Origin of the sequence: Mesorhizobium sp. M0340, assembly GCF_040321535.1 — a bacterium.
Classification (GTDB): Bacteria; Pseudomonadota; Alphaproteobacteria; order Rhizobiales; family Rhizobiaceae; genus Mesorhizobium.
Genome location: NZ_JAMYRR010000008.1, coordinates 144,838 through 159,289, shown reverse-complemented (window position 1 = coordinate 159,289; position 14,452 = coordinate 144,838). Strand labels below are relative to the sequence as shown.

The window sequence follows — 14,452 nt, the reverse complement described above, 5'->3', positions numbered from 1 at the left end:
GTCGGCGGGACAGCGCCCCCCTCTGTCCGGTCAAAATCACTACGCCGCGGAACTCGCTTCCTGGGCGACGCGCAGCCAGAGCGCCTTTTCGCCCAATGTGCCAACCATGCCCGCGTGCGCGGTGCGCTCGGCGTCGGTCAGGCGCGACGGCAAGGCAATCGGCCTGACGCCGATCGAAATATCGATGTCTTCGACATTCTGCCTGCCGCCCGTCGGAGTCAGGATGCTGTCGAGGATAAGGCTTGCCTGCTTGCCGCCGATGAGCTCGATATAGACCTCGGCCAGCAATTCCGAATCGAGCAGCGCGCCGTGCTTGGTGCGGCGGCCGTTGTCGATGCCGTAGCGGCGGCAGAGCGCGTCGAGCGAATTGGGGCCCATCGGATGCTTGCGGCGCGCCAGCGCCAGCGTGTCGACGATCCGTCCCGGATCGATGGCCGGATGGCCAAGCCGGCCGAATTCGAGATTGAGGAAGCCGATGTCGAAGCCGGCATTGTGCGCGACCAGTTTGGCGCCGTCGATGAAGGCCAGAAACTCCTCGGCGATCTCCATGAAAGTCGGCTTGCCGACGAGATCGGCGGCGCTGATGCCGTGCACGGCCTGCGCCTCGTGATGGATCTGGCGGCCTTGCGGGTTGATATATTTGTGGAAGGTTCGGCCGGTCGGGAAACGGTTGACCAGCTCGACGCCGCCAAGCTCGATGACGCGGTCCTCGCGCGTGTCGAGGCCGGTGGTTTCCGTATCGAAGATGATCTCACGCATCGAATCAGTCCACTGGTGCCGGCATCATTCTAGCCGAATCACACCAGGAACAAAATGGCAACAACTAATGTGGGTCTGCAAGCCTCTTAACCAGGCCTGGCTGCCTTATCCACGACTAGTTCGGCGATGATGGCCTTGACGGCCGCGCGAGCGGCGTCAAAGCCCTGACCGGTGTCGATGACAAAGTCGGCGCGCCGGCGCTTTTCGGCGTCGGGAACCTGCCTGGCCAGGATCGACGCCAGTTTCTCCTCGTTCATGCCCGGCCGCGCCAGCACGCGGGCGCGCTGGACTTCAGGCGGCGCGGTGACGACCACGACCTTGTCGACGCGGTTCCCGCCGCCGGTCTCGAACAGCAGCGGTATATCGAGCACGGCAAGCGGCGCGCCGGCGGCACGATTTTCAGCCAGGAACGCATCGGCATCGGCACGGACCAGCGGATGGATGATCGCTTCCAGCCGTTTCAGCGCGGGGGCGTCGCCGAGCACCCGCTCCGCCAGTGCCGCGCGGTCGACCGCACCGGATCTGGTGGTGCCGGGAAAGGCCGCCTCGACCAAGGGCGCGGCCTTGCCGGCATAAAGGCGATGCACAGCCTCGTCGGAATCATGGACCGGCACGCCGGCTTCGGCAAACATCTTGGCCGTGGTCGATTTGCCCATGCCGATCGATCCGGTGAGGCCGAGCAGGATCATTTTATCGCGCCGATATCGGCAATAATTATTTGCCGCAGTTCGGCGGTGACTTGTGGCCTGATGCCGAACCAGCGTTCGAAGCCGGGCACCGCCTGGTGCAGCAGCATGCCGAGCCCATCGACGGTTCTCAGGCCGCGCGCTTTGGCGGTGGCAAGCAGCGGCGTCTCCAGCGGCACGTAGACGATGTCGGTGACGATGGCGCGGTCCGGCAGTCTGCCCGGATCCGCGGACAGGCCTTCATTGCCATGCATGCCGAGCGCTGTCGTGTTGACCAGCAGGCCGGCATCTTCGAGGAATTCGCCGGTCGCCGCCATGCCATGGGCGGAGATGCCGGCACCGAAGCGGTCGCGCAGCTCCTGCGCCCTCGCAAGCGTCCGGTTGACGATGCGGATGTCGTTGATGCCGCGCTGCTTCAGCGCATGGATGACCGCGCGAGCGGCGCCGCCGGCACCGAGCACCACGGCGGGGCCGTTGGTCGCCCAGCCCGGTGCATATTCGTCCAGATTGGCGGCAAAGCCATGGGCATCGGTGTTGCCGCCCCACAATTCGCCATTCTCGAACCACAGCGTATTGACCGCACCGATCTGTTCGGCGTCGGCGTCACGCCGCTCGGCCAAAGCGAAGGCGGCTTCCTTGTGCGGGATGGTGACGTTGCCGCCGCGATAGCCTTGTGCCTCCAGCGTCTGCAGGAATTCGGCAAAGGCCTCCGGTGCAACGTCAATGGCCTCGTAGACGCCGTCGATGCCGTATTTCGTCAGCCAGTGGCCGTGGATCTTCGGAGACCTGGAATGGGCGATCGGGTGGCCGGTGACGAAGGCTTTTTTCGAGGCTTCAGCCATCGATCGCCCCGAACTCACGCAGTTTGGCCAGCACCGGCAAGAGTGGCAGGCCGACAATGGTAAAATAGTCGCCTTCGATTTTTTCGAATAGCTGGATGCCTTCGCCTTCGATCTGGTAGGCGCCGACGCTGGACAACGCCTTGGCGCCGACTCGCGCCAGATGGCGGCCGATGAAGGCCGGATCGAGCTTGCGCATGGTCAGACTGGCGATGCCGACATGCCGCCACAGAACCTGGCCGTCACGGGCGAGCACGACGGCGCTGTTGAGATGATGCGTCTTGCCCGACAGCGCCAGCAGATGACGGCGCGCCCCTTCCATGTCGGCCGGCTTGTGGAACAGCTCGTCGCCGAGCGACAGCGTCTGGTCGCAGCCGAGCACCAGGGCGGCGGGCTTGCGCTCGCTGACTTCGGTGGCTTTGGCTTCGGCGAGCACCAGGGCGACGTCCTCCGGCGACACGCCACTATTCTGTAGCGGCGCCTCCAGCGCGCGCTCATCGACAGAAGCCGGAACCGTTTCGACAGTGATGCCGGCATTGACGAGCAGCGCCTTGCGGAACGGGCTGCCCGAGGCAAGGATGATTTTTTCGGTCATTTTTTTCGCCCGTTTCCTGGCGCTCACTAGGGTGTGTCGAGATTCAGGTCAGGCCGAGTCGAGAATGGTGGGTTCCGAGAACCGGAACGGAGCGGACATTTGGGTCCGTGAGTACCGGAAGCGCAGGAAACCGCCGTTCGCAGGCCGGCATCACCTGAATATCGACATGCCCTACCGCGTCTTGCCGCGCAGGGCAACGATGGCCGCCGCCGTCTCCTCGATCGAACGGCGGCTGACGTCGATCATCGGCCAGCCATGCCGCGTGCATATCTGGCGGGCATAGGCGAGCTCTTCGGCGATCGCGGCACGGTCGACATAGTCGGTCGGTTCGTAGGCGCTGGTGCCGAGAATGCGGTTCTGCCGGACCTGCGAGATCCGTTCGGCGGTGGCGACCAGGCCGACGATCAGCGGCCGCGTGGCATTGACCAGGCTTTCGGGCACCGGCACGCCGAGCACGATCGGGATGTTGGCGGTCTTGATGCCGCGATTGGCGAGATAGATGCTGGTCGGCGTCTTCGAGGTGCGGGAGATGCCGACGAGCACGATGTCGGCATCATCCATATTGGCCGGCAGCTGGCCATCATCATGCTCCATGGTGAAGTTGAGCGCGTCGATGCGGCGGAAATATTCGGCGTCCAGCACATGCTGGGCACCGACGCGTCGGCCGGCAGGCGTGCCGAGATAGGACTGGAACACCGTCAGCACCGGTTCCAGCACCGAGACGCAAGGCAGGCCCATGGCCGCGCAGCGTTCGTCAATGCCGCGGGCAAGCTTCTGGTCGACCACCGTGTAGAGGATGATGCCTGGCTCCTCTTCGATGTCCTCGAACACCTTCGTCACCTGCTTTTCGGTGCGAATGAGCGGATAGATATGTTCGATGGCGCGCGCATCCTTGTATTGCGCGGAAGCCGCGCGGCCGGCAGCCAGCAGCGTTTCGCCGGTCGCGTCGGAAATCAGGTGAAGATGAAAGAAGCTTTGCGGTTTGTTCACAGGATACATTCCGGGCTGTGGGCCGATGTGGATAAGCCGGGCGGAAAACTCGGCCACCGCAAAGCGACTGTATCAGATGCCGGTTTGTCCACAATTCGATGTGCTGTCGGCTTCTCCGGGCGGTTGGGGACAAGTCCGGGGACGGAGCTTTTTGCCTTCGCTTCATCCACAGGGGCAATTTCCCTGGCGTGGCGGCAACGCATTGACTCCAGTCGTAAATTCGCGGTTTTCCACAAAGTCCTGCAATCCCGCTGGAGAAGCGCGCGACAATATGCTGGCTGGTCTTTTCCAGGGCAAAGCGGGACAGGGGACAACCACCACAACCAACAGACTCTTAGAATCATAAGATTCCTAAACATAGAATATTTAATTATAGGGAAGCCTGGAAAGGCTAGCGCTCAATGCCTCAAGACCGGATCGTGCTGGACGTGTTGAGAGGCAAGACGGCGTTTCCGCCACCGGTCTGGATGATGCGCCAGGCCGGCCGCTATCTGCCGGAATACCGGGAGACGAGGAGGCGGGCCGGATCCTTCCTCGATCTTTGTTACGACCCGGATCTCGCCGTCGAAGTGACGCTGCAGCCAATCGAACGCTTCGGCTTCGACGCATCGATCCTGTTTTCCGACATCCTTGTCGTTCCGCATGCGCTAGGCCGCGAGGTGCGCTTCGAGGAAGGACGCGGCCCGCTGCTGACGCCGATCACGGCTGTGGAGATCGAGGCTCTCGACGGCGAAACGTTTCACGTGAATCTCGAGCCGGTCTACGAGACGGTGCGGCGATTGCGCGCCAGACTGCCCGATGAAACGACGCTGATCGGCTTCTGCGGTGCGCCCTGGACAGTGGCGACCTACATGATTGCCGGCCACGGTACGCCCGATCAGGCGCCGGCCAGGCTGTTCGCCTATCGCGAGCCGGCGGCCTTTCTTCGGCTGCTGAAGGTGCTCGCCGATCATTCGGCTGCCTATCTGATCCGCCAGATCGAAGCCGGCGCCGATGTGGTGCAGATCTTCGATTCGTGGTCAGGCGTGCTCGACGAAGCGTCTTTCGAATTGTTCTGCGTCGAGCCGGTGGCCGAGATCGTCCGGCAAGTGAAGGCTGTCCATCCCAATGTTCCGATCATCGGCTTTCCCAAGGGCGCGGGAGATCACTATCGAAGCTATCGCCAGAAGACCGGCGTGACCGGGCTGGGCCTCGACTGGACTGTGCCCTTGTCGACGGCGAAGGAATTGCAGCGCGACGGCGCCGTGCAGGGCAATCTCGATCCGCTGAGGCTTGTAGCCGGCGGCAAGGCGCTTGCCGACGGCGTAGCGGCGATCCTGAAGGCGCTGGGCGACAGACCACTGATCTTCAACCTCGGCCACGGCATCACGCCGGAGACGCCGCTGGCGCATGTCGAGCAGATGGTGAAACTGGTGCGGAGCGCCTCGTGACGATGATGGGCGCAGACAATGCGAACGGCACTAACACCGGTAAGGGCGCTATGCGCCGCGCGGCAATCGCGATCGCCATCTTTCTCGTGCTGGCCGGGTTGCTGTTTCTCTTAGGGCCCGATGATTTCTATCCGTGGGCGAAGGCGATCCATGTGATTGCCGTCATCTCCTGGATGGCGGGTATGCTCTATCTGCCGCGCTTGCTGGTCTATCATGCCGATGCCGAAAAAGGCTCCGTCCAGTCGGAGACTTTCAAGGTGATGGAGCGCCGCCTGCTGCGCGGCATCATCAATCCGGCAATGGTGATTACCTGGGCATTCGGCCTGTGGCTCGCCTGGAAGGGCTTTGGTTTTCAGGGCGGCTGGCTGCATGCCAAGATCGCTGCGGTGGTTGGTCTGTCGGCCGTGCATGGCTATCTCGCCGGCGCCGTCCGCAAATTTGCCGAAGACCGCAATGAAAAATCGGCAAGGCACTGGCGGATCGTCAATGAGATCCCTACATTGCTGATGATCGTCATCGTCGTCCTGGTTATCGTAAAACCGTTCTGACGTCCTCGGTTGCCCGCAAAAGGCGGCTTGCTCTTTCAACCGACCGACGATAAAAGACGGGTCTTCCTTCCCGTCATGCGCCGCCCATTTATCGCTTCGGCCGCGCCCGGCATTTGTCGCATCCCGCCGATATTTTTCCCAAAGCTTACTCAGAGTCCGTCTAATGATGCAAGAAATGAAGCTCACAGAGTTCAAGAACAAGAAACCACCAGAGCTGATCGCTTATGCGGAATCGCTCGAGGTCGAGAACGCCAGCGTCATGCGCAAGCAGGAGCTGATGTTCGCGATCCTGAAGAGACTGGCGACCCAGGATATCGAGATCATCGGCGACGGCGTCGTCGAAGTGCTGCAGGACGGTTTTGGCTTCCTGCGCTCCGCCAATGCCAACTATTTGCCAGGCCCCGACGATATCTACATTTCACCATCGCAGATCCGGCGGTTCTCACTGAAGACCGGCGATACGGTCGAAGGGCCGATCCGCAGCCCGAAAGAGGGCGAGCGCTATTTTGCGCTGCTCAAGGTCAACACGATCAATTTCGACGACCCTGAAAAAATCCGCCACAAGATCCATTTCGACAATCTGACGCCGCTTTATCCGACCTCGCGGCTGAAGATGGAGATGGAGGTTCCGACCTCCAAGGATATTTCGGCGCGCGTCATCGACCTGGTGGCGCCGCTCGGCAAGGGCCAGCGCGCCCTGATCGTGGCGCAGCCGCGCACCGGCAAGACGGTGCTGTTGCAGAACATCGCCCATTCGATCACTACCAACCACCCGGAATGCTACCTGATCGTGCTTCTGATCGACGAGCGGCCGGAGGAAGTCACCGACATGCAGCGCTCGGTGAAGGGCGAGGTCGTCTCCTCGACCTTCGACGAGCCGGCGGTTCGCCACGTCCAGGTTGCCGAAATGGTCATCGAGAAGGCCAAGCGCCTCGTCGAGCACGGCCGCGACGTCGTCATCCTGCTGGATTCGATCACCCGCCTCGGCCGCGCCTACAACACCGTCGTGCCGTCATCCGGCAAGGTGCTGACCGGCGGTGTCGACGCCAACGCGCTGCAACGGCCGAAGCGCTTCTTCGGTGCTGCCCGCAATATCGAGGAAGGCGGTTCGCTGACCATCATCGCCACCGCGCTGATCGACACCGGCAGCCGCATGGACGAAGTCATCTTCGAAGAGTTCAAGGGCACCGGCAATTCGGAAATCGTGCTCGACCGCAAGGTGGCGGACAAGCGCATCTACCCGGCCATGGACATCCTCAAGTCCGGCACCCGCAAGGAGGACCTTCTGGTTCCGCGCCAGGACCTGCAGAAGATCTTCGTGCTGCGCCGCATCCTGGCGCCGATGGGAACAACCGACGCCATCGAGTTCCTGATCGACAAGCTCAAGCAGACCAAGACCAATGCGGATTTCTTCGATTCGATGAACACGTAGGGTTGCGGGCCTTCCCTTCTCCCTTGTGGGAGAAGGTGGCCGAGCGAAGCTCGGTCGGATGAGGGGTGCTCCAGCTTGGCTATGACGGCACTCCGTCCAACACCCCTCAACCGTCTCGGCGCTGCGCACCAATCCACCTTCTCCCAAAGGAAGAAGGGACGGAGCGCCAGGTCCATCACCGCCGCAGCATCCGTTCCAGCTCCTCAGCTTCCGTTATCACTGGCAGGCAGACCTGCCCGGTGCAGAGCCAGGCGCCGGGCTTTTCGGTTGGTGACAGGACGCCGCCTGGCAGCATCGGCAGGTTTGTCGCCGAGCCGACAGGCACGACGATGTCCACCCGGCGCGGGTCCGGATTTCGATTCGCAACCGGAACAAGCCTTGGATTCTCAGATCTATCCACGATCACCAATTTCAACGGCTCGAACGCCAAGGTACAGGCATTGACTATACCCGCCTGGCCATAGGGCTGGTGCTCGGCCCGCCCGGCCGCATGCTCGGCGGCTGTCCAGGCTTTTTCCCAGAGATCGAGATCGCCGGTCAGCGACGACAATCGGACCAGGGCTTCGATGATCTGGCCGGTAGCGGAAGGAATGGCTTCGTCGACATCGCCTCGGATGCGGATGGGCACATCTGCGCTGTCGGACGCGGTCAGATAGTAGCCGGTCTTGTCGCTGTCCCGGTGCCAAAGATCGAGTTGCCCGATGAAGTTCCCGGCGCGATCGATATAGTCGGGATTGCCGGTCGCCTCGAACAGTGAGATGGCTGCATTGGCCATGGCCGCATAGTCGCTCGACAGCGCGGGAAACAATTTCTTTTCCCCGAGCATGGAATGCGGCAGACGGGCGTCGCGGGCGGCGCCCGCAATGGCGGCAAAGGCCGCTTCCGCCGCTTCGATCCAGTCGGATCGGCCAAGCGATCGTCCGGCCTCGGCAAGGGCTGCGATCGTCAAGCCGTTCCAGTCGGTCAGGGCCTTGCCGTCACGCCCGGGCCGAACGCGCTGTTCCCTCGCTGCCAGCAGCCTTTGCTTGAGCGGAACCAGGAGGTCACGATCGACGACGCTTTGTATTTGCTGGGCTTCGGTTTGGTGGATGATCGGCTTGCCTTCCCAGCCATGCGGATCGGCAAGTGTGAAGTATTTGAAAAACAAAGCTGATTCGTAGCCAAGGGCGTTCTCGATTTCATCCCTGCTCCAGGTGTAGAACAACCCCTCCTCGCCCTCGCTATCGGCATCGAGGCTGGCGGCAAAGGCACCGCCCTCGACCCGCATTTCGCGCAACAGCCAGGCAATCGTCTCTTCGATTCGCAGCCGGAACAATTCCTTGCCGGTCGCGGCATAGGCCCAGTTGCATAGCCGGACGAGCTGGGCATTGTCGTAGAGCATTTTTTCGAAATGCGGCACCAGCCATTCGGCGTCGGTCGAGTAGCGGCTGAGTCCGCCGCCTATATGGTCGTAGATGCCGCCGGCCAGCATCTTTTCGAGGCTGAGGAGAACGGCGTCGCGGTGGGATGCGGTGCCGTCGCGCAGCCAGGACAGCCAGAGGCTCTGCATGAACGGCGCGTTGGGGAATTTCGGCGCGCCGCGCAGGCCGCCCAGCTCGCGGTCGATCATGCCGTCAATGCCGGTGGCGAACTTTGCCAGCATGGCGCGGTCGAGCACGGCCTTGGCATGGCTGCCCGCCAGCCGCGTCTCGACATGCGCGGTTAGGCCGTCGGCACTTTGGTTAACGCTTTCTTTCTTCTCCCGCCAGGCCTTGTCAACCGCCTCCAGCACCTGGACAAAGCCCGGCCGGCCGTAGCGGGCCTCGCGCGGAAAGTAAGTGCCGCCCCAGAACGGCTTGCCATCCGGGGTCAGGAACATGGTCAGCGGCCAGCCGCCTTGCTCGCCCATCGAGGACAATGCCGCCATATAGATCTGGTCGATGTCGGGGCGCTCCTCGCGGTCGACCTTGATATTGACGAAGAGACGGTTCATGACGGCGGCGACGTCGTCGTTCTCGAAGCTCTCATGCGCCATGACGTGGCACCAATGGCACGCGGCGTAGCCGACCGAGAGCAGGATCGGGCGCTGCAGCGCCTTTGCTTCGGCCAGAGCAGCGGGCGACCATGGCCGCCAGTGCACCGGATTGCCGCTGTGCTGCTGCAGATAGGGGCTGGCCTCTTCGGCAAGCAGGTTTTGTGCAGGCAATGTCACGGCGCTACTCGATAGCGGATTGAACAGGCATAGCTAGGGCGCTTCGGCAGAGCGGGCAAATGATTTTAAAAGACTCCATCGTAGCGCTGTCGAGCGGGCGCCTGCCGGCCGGCATAGCGGTGATCCGGATTTCCGGGCCGCAGAGTCGATTCGTTGTCGAAACGATTTCCGGATCGACCGTGCCGAACCGCGTGGCCACCTATCGCAAGCTCCGGGCGCCGGACGGATCGGTGTTGGACAGCGGCCTGATCGTCTTCTTTGCCGGGCCCGACAGTTTCACCGGCGAGGACGTCGCCGAGTTCCATGTGCATGGCGGACGCGCCGTCGTGGCGAGGATGCTGGAAACCATCGCCTCCTTCGACGACGTCAGGCACGCCGAGCCTGGTGAATTCACCCGCCGCGCCTTTCTCAACGGCAAGCTCGATCTGGTCGAGACCGAGGCGCTGGCCGATCTCATCAACGCCGAGACCGAAGCGCAGCGGCGCTTTGCCGTTCACAACGCTCAGGGCGTGCAGAGCGAACTCTATCTGGGCTGGCGCCGACGGCTGATCCACGCTCGGGCGATGATCGAGGCCGAGATCGATTTCGCCGACGAGGACGACGTGCCGGATTCGGTCGCCGATACGGTCTGGTCCGATGTTCAGGCCATGATCGACGAAATCGAGCGCCATGTCGCCGGCTTTCGTGCCGCCGAAATCATCCGCGACGGATTCGAAGTCGTGATCCTTGGCGCGCCGAATGCCGGCAAGTCCAGCCTGTTCAACGCCTTGGCGCGGCGCGAAGCGGCTATCGTCACCGACGAGCCCGGCACGACCCGCGACCTGCTCGAGGTTGTACTGGACCTGGAAGGGGTGCGGGTCAGGGTAACCGACACCGCCGGTCTGCGCGAGGCGCCCGGCAAGATCGAGGCGATCGGCATCGAGAAGGCCAGGACCAAGGCGCACAGCGCTGATCTGCTGTTGCTGCTGGAGGATCTGGCGGAGCCAGTCGCGATTGGTATGCTGCCGGGCGACATTCCGGCGCTGAGGGTCGGAACAAAAATTGACCTGTTGGGGGGCAAGTCACCCTCGCGCACGGCGCACTATGATTTCGCCATCTCGACGCGGGACGGCACGGGTCTGGCCGAATTGCTGGACGAGATCGGGCGTCGTGCCGCAGCGCAGATCGGCAAGGCCGGCGATATCCTGCCGTCGCGGCTGCGGCACGTCGAGTTGCTCAACGAGACGAAACGCTTCCTGGTCGCAGCAGTGGCCAGTGGTCATCGCGGGCAGGAGCTACGGGCCGAGGAACTGCGCCTGGCAGCGGATCGGCTTGGACGAATCGTCGGGGCGGTCGATGTCGACGATATGCTGGACGTTATCTTTTCGCAGTTCTGTATCGGCAAATGACTCACGTGAAACATTGCAAGCAACCGTAGCGGAAGGCGAGCGACGGCGCTCCTTCGCCGTCCCGCCGATGTTCTGCGCCACCGAAGGCACCAACGCCGTGACTCACGTGAAACACCAGGCGCCGATACCGCTACATTGTTTCACGTGAAACGAGCACTGTTCTTGACAGCATGTGGCTGTGGGCACATGTGTCGGCAGATTTGAATCGGAATATACAAATGACCAATCGCTACGATGTGGTTGTGGTGGGCGGCGGCCATGCTGGGTGCGAGGCTGCAAGCGCCGCTGCACGGGCTGGCGCCAGAACGGCGCTGGTGACGCTGCGCTTCGACACGATCGGCGTGATGTCCTGCAACCCGGCGATCGGCGGCCTCGGCAAGGGCCATCTGGTTCGCGAGATCGATGCCATGGACGGGCTGATGGGGCGCGTCGCCGATGCGGCCGGCATCCAGTTCCGTCTGCTCAACCGCCGCAAAGGGCCGGCGGTGCGTGGTCCGCGAGCGCAAGCCGACAGAAAGCTCTATCGCCTCGCCATGCAAGCGGCGATTCGCGAGCAGGCCGGTCTCGATGTGGTCGAGGGCGAGGTTCTCGATTTTGAAATCGACAATGGGCGCATCGCGGCGGTGCTGCTGGCGGATGGAAGCCGGCTCGCCTGCGGCGCCGTGGTGCTGACGACCGGCACTTTCTTGCGCGGGCTGATCCATATCGGCGAGAAGAAGATCGTCGCCGGCCGCATGAACGAGCAGGCGAGCGTCGGCCTGTCGGCGACGATGAGCCGCGCCGGCTTCAAGCTCGGGCGGCTGAAGACCGGCACGCCGCCGCGGCTGGACGGCAGGACGATCGATTGGGCGTCGCTGGAGAGCCAGGCGGCGGACGAAGACCCCGTGCCGTTCTCGCTGCTCACCGAGCGCATCGAAAACCCGCAGATCCACTGCGGCATCACCCGAACGACCCACGCCACGCATGAGCTGATTCGCGCCAATCTCGGCCGCTCGGCCATGTATTCGGGGTCAATCGAAGGCGTCGGGCCGCGTTATTGCCCGTCGATCGAAGACAAGATCGTCAAGTTCGGCGACCGCGAAGGCCACCAGATCTTTCTGGAGCCGGAAGGGCTGGACGACGACACGGTCTACCCGAACGGCATTTCGACCTCGCTGCCGGAAGATGTGCAACTGGATATTCTAAAGACCATTCCAGGGCTGGAGCGGGCAACCATGCTGCAGCCGGGCTATGCCATCGAATATGACCATGTCGACCCGCGCGAGCTCAAGCCAACGCTGGAGACAAAGCGGATCGGCGGTCTTTTCCTCGCCGGCCAGATTAACGGCACCACCGGCTACGAGGAGGCCGGCGCGCAAGGACTGCTCGCCGGCCTCAACGCGGCGCGCAAGGCCTCGGCGAGCGATGAAATCGCGCTCAGCCGCACCGAAGCCTATATCGGGGTGATGGTCGACGATCTGACCAGCCGCGGCATCGCCGAGCCCTACCGTATGTTCACCTCGCGGGCCGAGTTCCGGCTATCGCTGCGAGCCGACAACGCCGATGAGCGGCTGACGCCGCTGGCGATGAGACTGGGGATCGCCTCGGCAGAGCGGATGCAGCGGTTCAACAATGTCGTGCAAAACCTTGAGAAGGCGCGACAGCTCGCCCTCGGCACCACGATGACTCCCAATGAGGCGGCGCGCCATGGGCTCGAAATCAACCGGGACGGCGTCCGCCGCTCAGCCTATGAGTTGCTGGCCTATCCGGGCGTCGACATCGCCTGGCTGGCGCGGATCGAGCCGGCTTTCGCGGCGATCGACAGCAAAACGGCCGAACGTCTTGAAACGGAAGCCAAATATTCTGTCTATCTCGACCGCCAGCGGGCTGACGTCTCGCAGGTCAGGCATGAGGAGAGCAGGCTGATTCCCGAATCGCTCGACTTTGCCTCTGTTCCCGGCCTGTCCAATGAGTTGAAGCAGAAGATGCTGGCACGCCAGCCGCGCTCCATTGCCGATGCGCAGCGTATGGAGGGCATGACGCCGGCGGCGCTGGCAATCATCGTCGCCCATGTACGCAATGCCGAGGCGGCTGCGCGAAAGCAGGTCGCGTGAGCGCTGCGTCCTGGGCAAACCTGCAGGCGGCAGCGGGCCCGGTTTCACGTGAAACATTCGATCGCCTGGTCGCGTTCGAGGCGGTCTTCCAGAAGTGGAACCGCCGGATCAATCTGGCCGCGCAATCGACGCAGGACGATGTCTGGCGTCGCCACATCCTCGACAGCGCGCGGCTGGCGCGAATCAAACCAGAGGCGAAGCGCTGGGTCGATCTCGGCTCCGGCGGCGGGTTTCCCGGCCTAGTGCTGGCATTTTTGCTTGCCGAGCGGGAAGGCGCCAGCATAGATCTTGTTGAAAGCAACCGGAAAAAAGCATCGTTCCTGCAAACGGTCGTCGGACAGTTCAATCTGCCCGCCAAGGTCATCGCGCGCCGCATCGACGATAGCTATCCTCTTGTTCCTGCACCGCAAATCGTCACAGCCAGGGCACTCGCCTCGCTGCCCGACTTGCTCGACCTGGCGGCGCCGTGGCTGACCAAGGGGTCGCATGGCCTGTTTCACAAAGGCCGGGATTACCGCGCCGAAGTGGCAGAAAGCGCTCAACGATGGTCCTTCAATCTGGTAGAACATGCCAGTGCAACCGACGCGCAGGGCGTCATTCTCGAAGTATCCGACTTGCGACCTCACCCTGGCTTGTGACCGGCGACCCCAAATGAATTTCTGGCATGAATTTCTGGCATAGACCCATGATGAAGAACGGCCCCCGAATCATCACCGTCGCCAACCAGAAAGGCGGCGTCGGCAAGACGACGACGGCCATCAATCTGGCCACCGCACTGGCGGCCATAGGCGAACAGGTGCTGATCGTCGACCTCGACCCGCAGGGCAACGCCAGCACCGGGCTCGGCATCGACCGGCGCGACCGCACCGTCTCCTCCTATGATGTGCTGACCGGCGAACTGGACCTCGAAGCGGCGGCAATCCCGACGGCGGTGCCTGGCCTGTCGATCGTGCCGTCGACGCTCGACCTGCTCGGCATCGAGATGGAAATCGCCTCGGCGCCGGATCGGGTGCTGCGGCTGCGCAACGCGCTGCGGGCTTCGGCCGCGCGCTCGGCCAATTTCGGCTATGTGCTGATCGATTGCCCGCCCTCGCTCAACCTGCTGACACTGAATTCGATGGCTGCGGCAGATTCGGTGCTGGTGCCGCTGCAGTGCGAGTTTTTCGCGCTAGAGGGCCTGAGCCAGCTTTTGGAGACGGTCGAGCAGGTGCGCCGTTCGATCAACCCCGACCTGACGATCCAGGGCATCGTGCTGACCATGTTTGACGGGCGCAACAATCTCGCCAACCAGGTGGTGCAGGATGTCCGGGCGCATATGGGCGACAAGGTCTATGAGACCGTCATTCCGCGCAATGTCCGCGTTTCCGAGGCGCCGTCCTATGGCAAGCCGGCGATTCTCTACGACCTCAAATGCTCGGGCAGCCAGGCCTATCTGCAGCTTGCCTCGGAAGTGATCCGCCGCGAGCGCAAATTGCGGGCCGCCTGAACGATAAGCCGATTC

General features: G+C 62.9%; 13 protein-coding genes. 7 read left to right on the top strand and 6 right to left on the bottom strand.

The window, feature by feature from the left end:
• Positions 1 to 39: 39 nt before the first annotated feature.
• The 5 genes from dnaQ to NKI79_RS14485 form a co-directional block, all read right to left on the bottom strand.
• Positions 40 to 759, bottom strand: coding sequence for a DNA polymerase III subunit epsilon (gene dnaQ, locus NKI79_RS14505; protein WP_352802257.1), 720 nt, complete (start codon positions 757 to 759; stop codon positions 40 to 42).
• Positions 760 to 845: 86 nt separating this feature from the next.
• Positions 846 to 1,448: a dephospho-CoA kinase gene (gene coaE / locus NKI79_RS14500; protein WP_352802255.1), complete on the bottom strand. Its 603-nt coding sequence runs from the start codon at positions 1,446 to 1,448 to the stop codon at positions 846 to 848.
• The gene (locus NKI79_RS14495) at positions 1,445 to 2,287 is read right to left on the bottom strand and encodes a shikimate dehydrogenase (protein WP_352802254.1); all 843 of its coding nucleotides are present in this window, start codon (positions 2,285 to 2,287) and stop codon (positions 1,445 to 1,447) included. The genes coaE and NKI79_RS14495 overlap by 4 nt, the downstream gene beginning before the upstream one ends.
• The gene (locus tag NKI79_RS14490; protein ID WP_352802252.1) at positions 2,280 to 2,879 is read right to left on the bottom strand and encodes a Maf-like protein; all 600 of its coding nucleotides are present in this window, start codon (positions 2,877 to 2,879) and stop codon (positions 2,280 to 2,282) included. The genes NKI79_RS14495 and NKI79_RS14490 overlap by 8 nt, the downstream gene beginning before the upstream one ends.
• A 171-nt stretch (positions 2,880 to 3,050) precedes the next feature.
• A complete protein-coding gene (locus NKI79_RS14485; RefSeq protein ID WP_254817949.1) occupies positions 3,051 to 3,869 on the bottom strand; it encodes a pyruvate, water dikinase regulatory protein in 819 nt (272 codons plus the stop codon).
• 401 nt (positions 3,870 to 4,270) lie between these two features.
• Between NKI79_RS14485 and hemE the strand changes: the two genes are divergently transcribed.
• From hemE to rho, 3 genes are all read left to right on the top strand, one after another.
• Positions 4,271 to 5,299: a uroporphyrinogen decarboxylase gene (hemE, locus tag NKI79_RS14480; protein WP_352648582.1), complete on the top strand. Its 1,029-nt coding sequence runs from the start codon at positions 4,271 to 4,273 to the stop codon at positions 5,297 to 5,299.
• A 2-nt stretch (positions 5,300 to 5,301) separates the two neighbouring features.
• Positions 5,302 to 5,847: a protoporphyrinogen oxidase HemJ gene (gene hemJ, locus NKI79_RS14475; RefSeq protein ID WP_502904642.1), complete on the top strand. Its 546-nt coding sequence runs from the start codon at positions 5,302 to 5,304 to the stop codon at positions 5,845 to 5,847.
• A gap of 166 nt (positions 5,848 to 6,013) precedes the next feature.
• Positions 6,014 to 7,279 (top strand): transcription termination factor Rho, encoded by a 1,266-nt coding sequence (gene rho, locus NKI79_RS14470; RefSeq protein ID WP_023675925.1) that lies wholly within the window; start codon positions 6,014 to 6,016, stop codon positions 7,277 to 7,279.
• A 175-nt stretch (positions 7,280 to 7,454) separates the two neighbouring features.
• Here the strand turns inward: rho and NKI79_RS14465 are convergent, their stop codons facing one another.
• Complete coding sequence (locus NKI79_RS14465; RefSeq protein WP_352802251.1) at positions 7,455 to 9,470, bottom strand: thioredoxin domain-containing protein; 2,016 nt, start codon at positions 9,468 to 9,470, stop codon at positions 7,455 to 7,457.
• Positions 9,471 to 9,529: 59 nt separating this feature from the next.
• On the opposite strand from NKI79_RS14465, the gene mnmE reads away from it, so the two are divergent.
• The 4 genes from mnmE (at position 9,530) to NKI79_RS14445 (ending at position 14,437) form a co-directional block, all read left to right on the top strand.
• Positions 9,530 to 10,858 (top strand): tRNA uridine-5-carboxymethylaminomethyl(34) synthesis GTPase MnmE, encoded by a 1,329-nt coding sequence (gene mnmE / locus NKI79_RS14460; protein ID WP_352802249.1) that lies wholly within the window; start codon positions 9,530 to 9,532, stop codon positions 10,856 to 10,858.
• Positions 10,859 to 11,076: 218 nt separating this feature from the next.
• A complete protein-coding gene (gene mnmG, locus NKI79_RS14455; RefSeq protein ID WP_352802248.1) occupies positions 11,077 to 12,951 on the top strand; it encodes a tRNA uridine-5-carboxymethylaminomethyl(34) synthesis enzyme MnmG in 1,875 nt (624 codons plus the stop codon).
• Entirely contained in the window at positions 12,948 to 13,589 is a 642-nt protein-coding gene (gene rsmG / locus NKI79_RS14450) for a 16S rRNA (guanine(527)-N(7))-methyltransferase RsmG (RefSeq protein ID WP_352802246.1), read from the top strand. Before mnmG ends, rsmG begins: the two co-directional genes overlap by 4 nt.
• A gap of 47 nt (positions 13,590 to 13,636) precedes the next feature.
• The gene (locus NKI79_RS14445; protein ID WP_254817943.1) at positions 13,637 to 14,437 is read left to right on the top strand and encodes a ParA family protein; all 801 of its coding nucleotides are present in this window, start codon (positions 13,637 to 13,639) and stop codon (positions 14,435 to 14,437) included.
• Positions 14,438 to 14,452: the final 15 nt, after the last annotated feature.

Coding starts and splice junctions, on each gene's coding strand:
- dnaQ (WP_352802257.1), bottom strand. CDS start 759: ATGCGTGAGATCATCTTCGATACGGAAACCACCGGCCTCGACACGCGC.
- coaE (WP_352802255.1), bottom strand. CDS start 1,448: ATGATCCTGCTCGGCCTCACCGGATCGATCGGCATGGGCAAATCGACC.
- NKI79_RS14495 (WP_352802254.1), bottom strand. CDS start 2,287: ATGGCTGAAGCCTCGAAAAAAGCCTTCGTCACCGGCCACCCGATCGCC.
- NKI79_RS14490 (WP_352802252.1), bottom strand. CDS start 2,879: ATGACCGAAAAAATCATCCTTGCCTCGGGCAGCCCGTTCCGCAAGGCG.
- hemE (WP_352648582.1), top strand. CDS start 4,271: ATGCCTCAAGACCGGATCGTGCTGGACGTGTTGAGAGGCAAGACGGCG.
- hemJ (WP_502904642.1), top strand. CDS start 5,302: ATGATGGGCGCAGACAATGCGAACGGCACTAACACCGGTAAGGGCGCT.
- rho (WP_023675925.1), top strand. CDS start 6,014: ATGCAAGAAATGAAGCTCACAGAGTTCAAGAACAAGAAACCACCAGAG.
- mnmE (WP_352802249.1), top strand. CDS start 9,530: ATGATTTTAAAAGACTCCATCGTAGCGCTGTCGAGCGGGCGCCTGCCG.
- mnmG (WP_352802248.1), top strand. CDS start 11,077: ATGACCAATCGCTACGATGTGGTTGTGGTGGGCGGCGGCCATGCTGGG.
- NKI79_RS14445 (WP_254817943.1), top strand. CDS start 13,637: ATGATGAAGAACGGCCCCCGAATCATCACCGTCGCCAACCAGAAAGGC.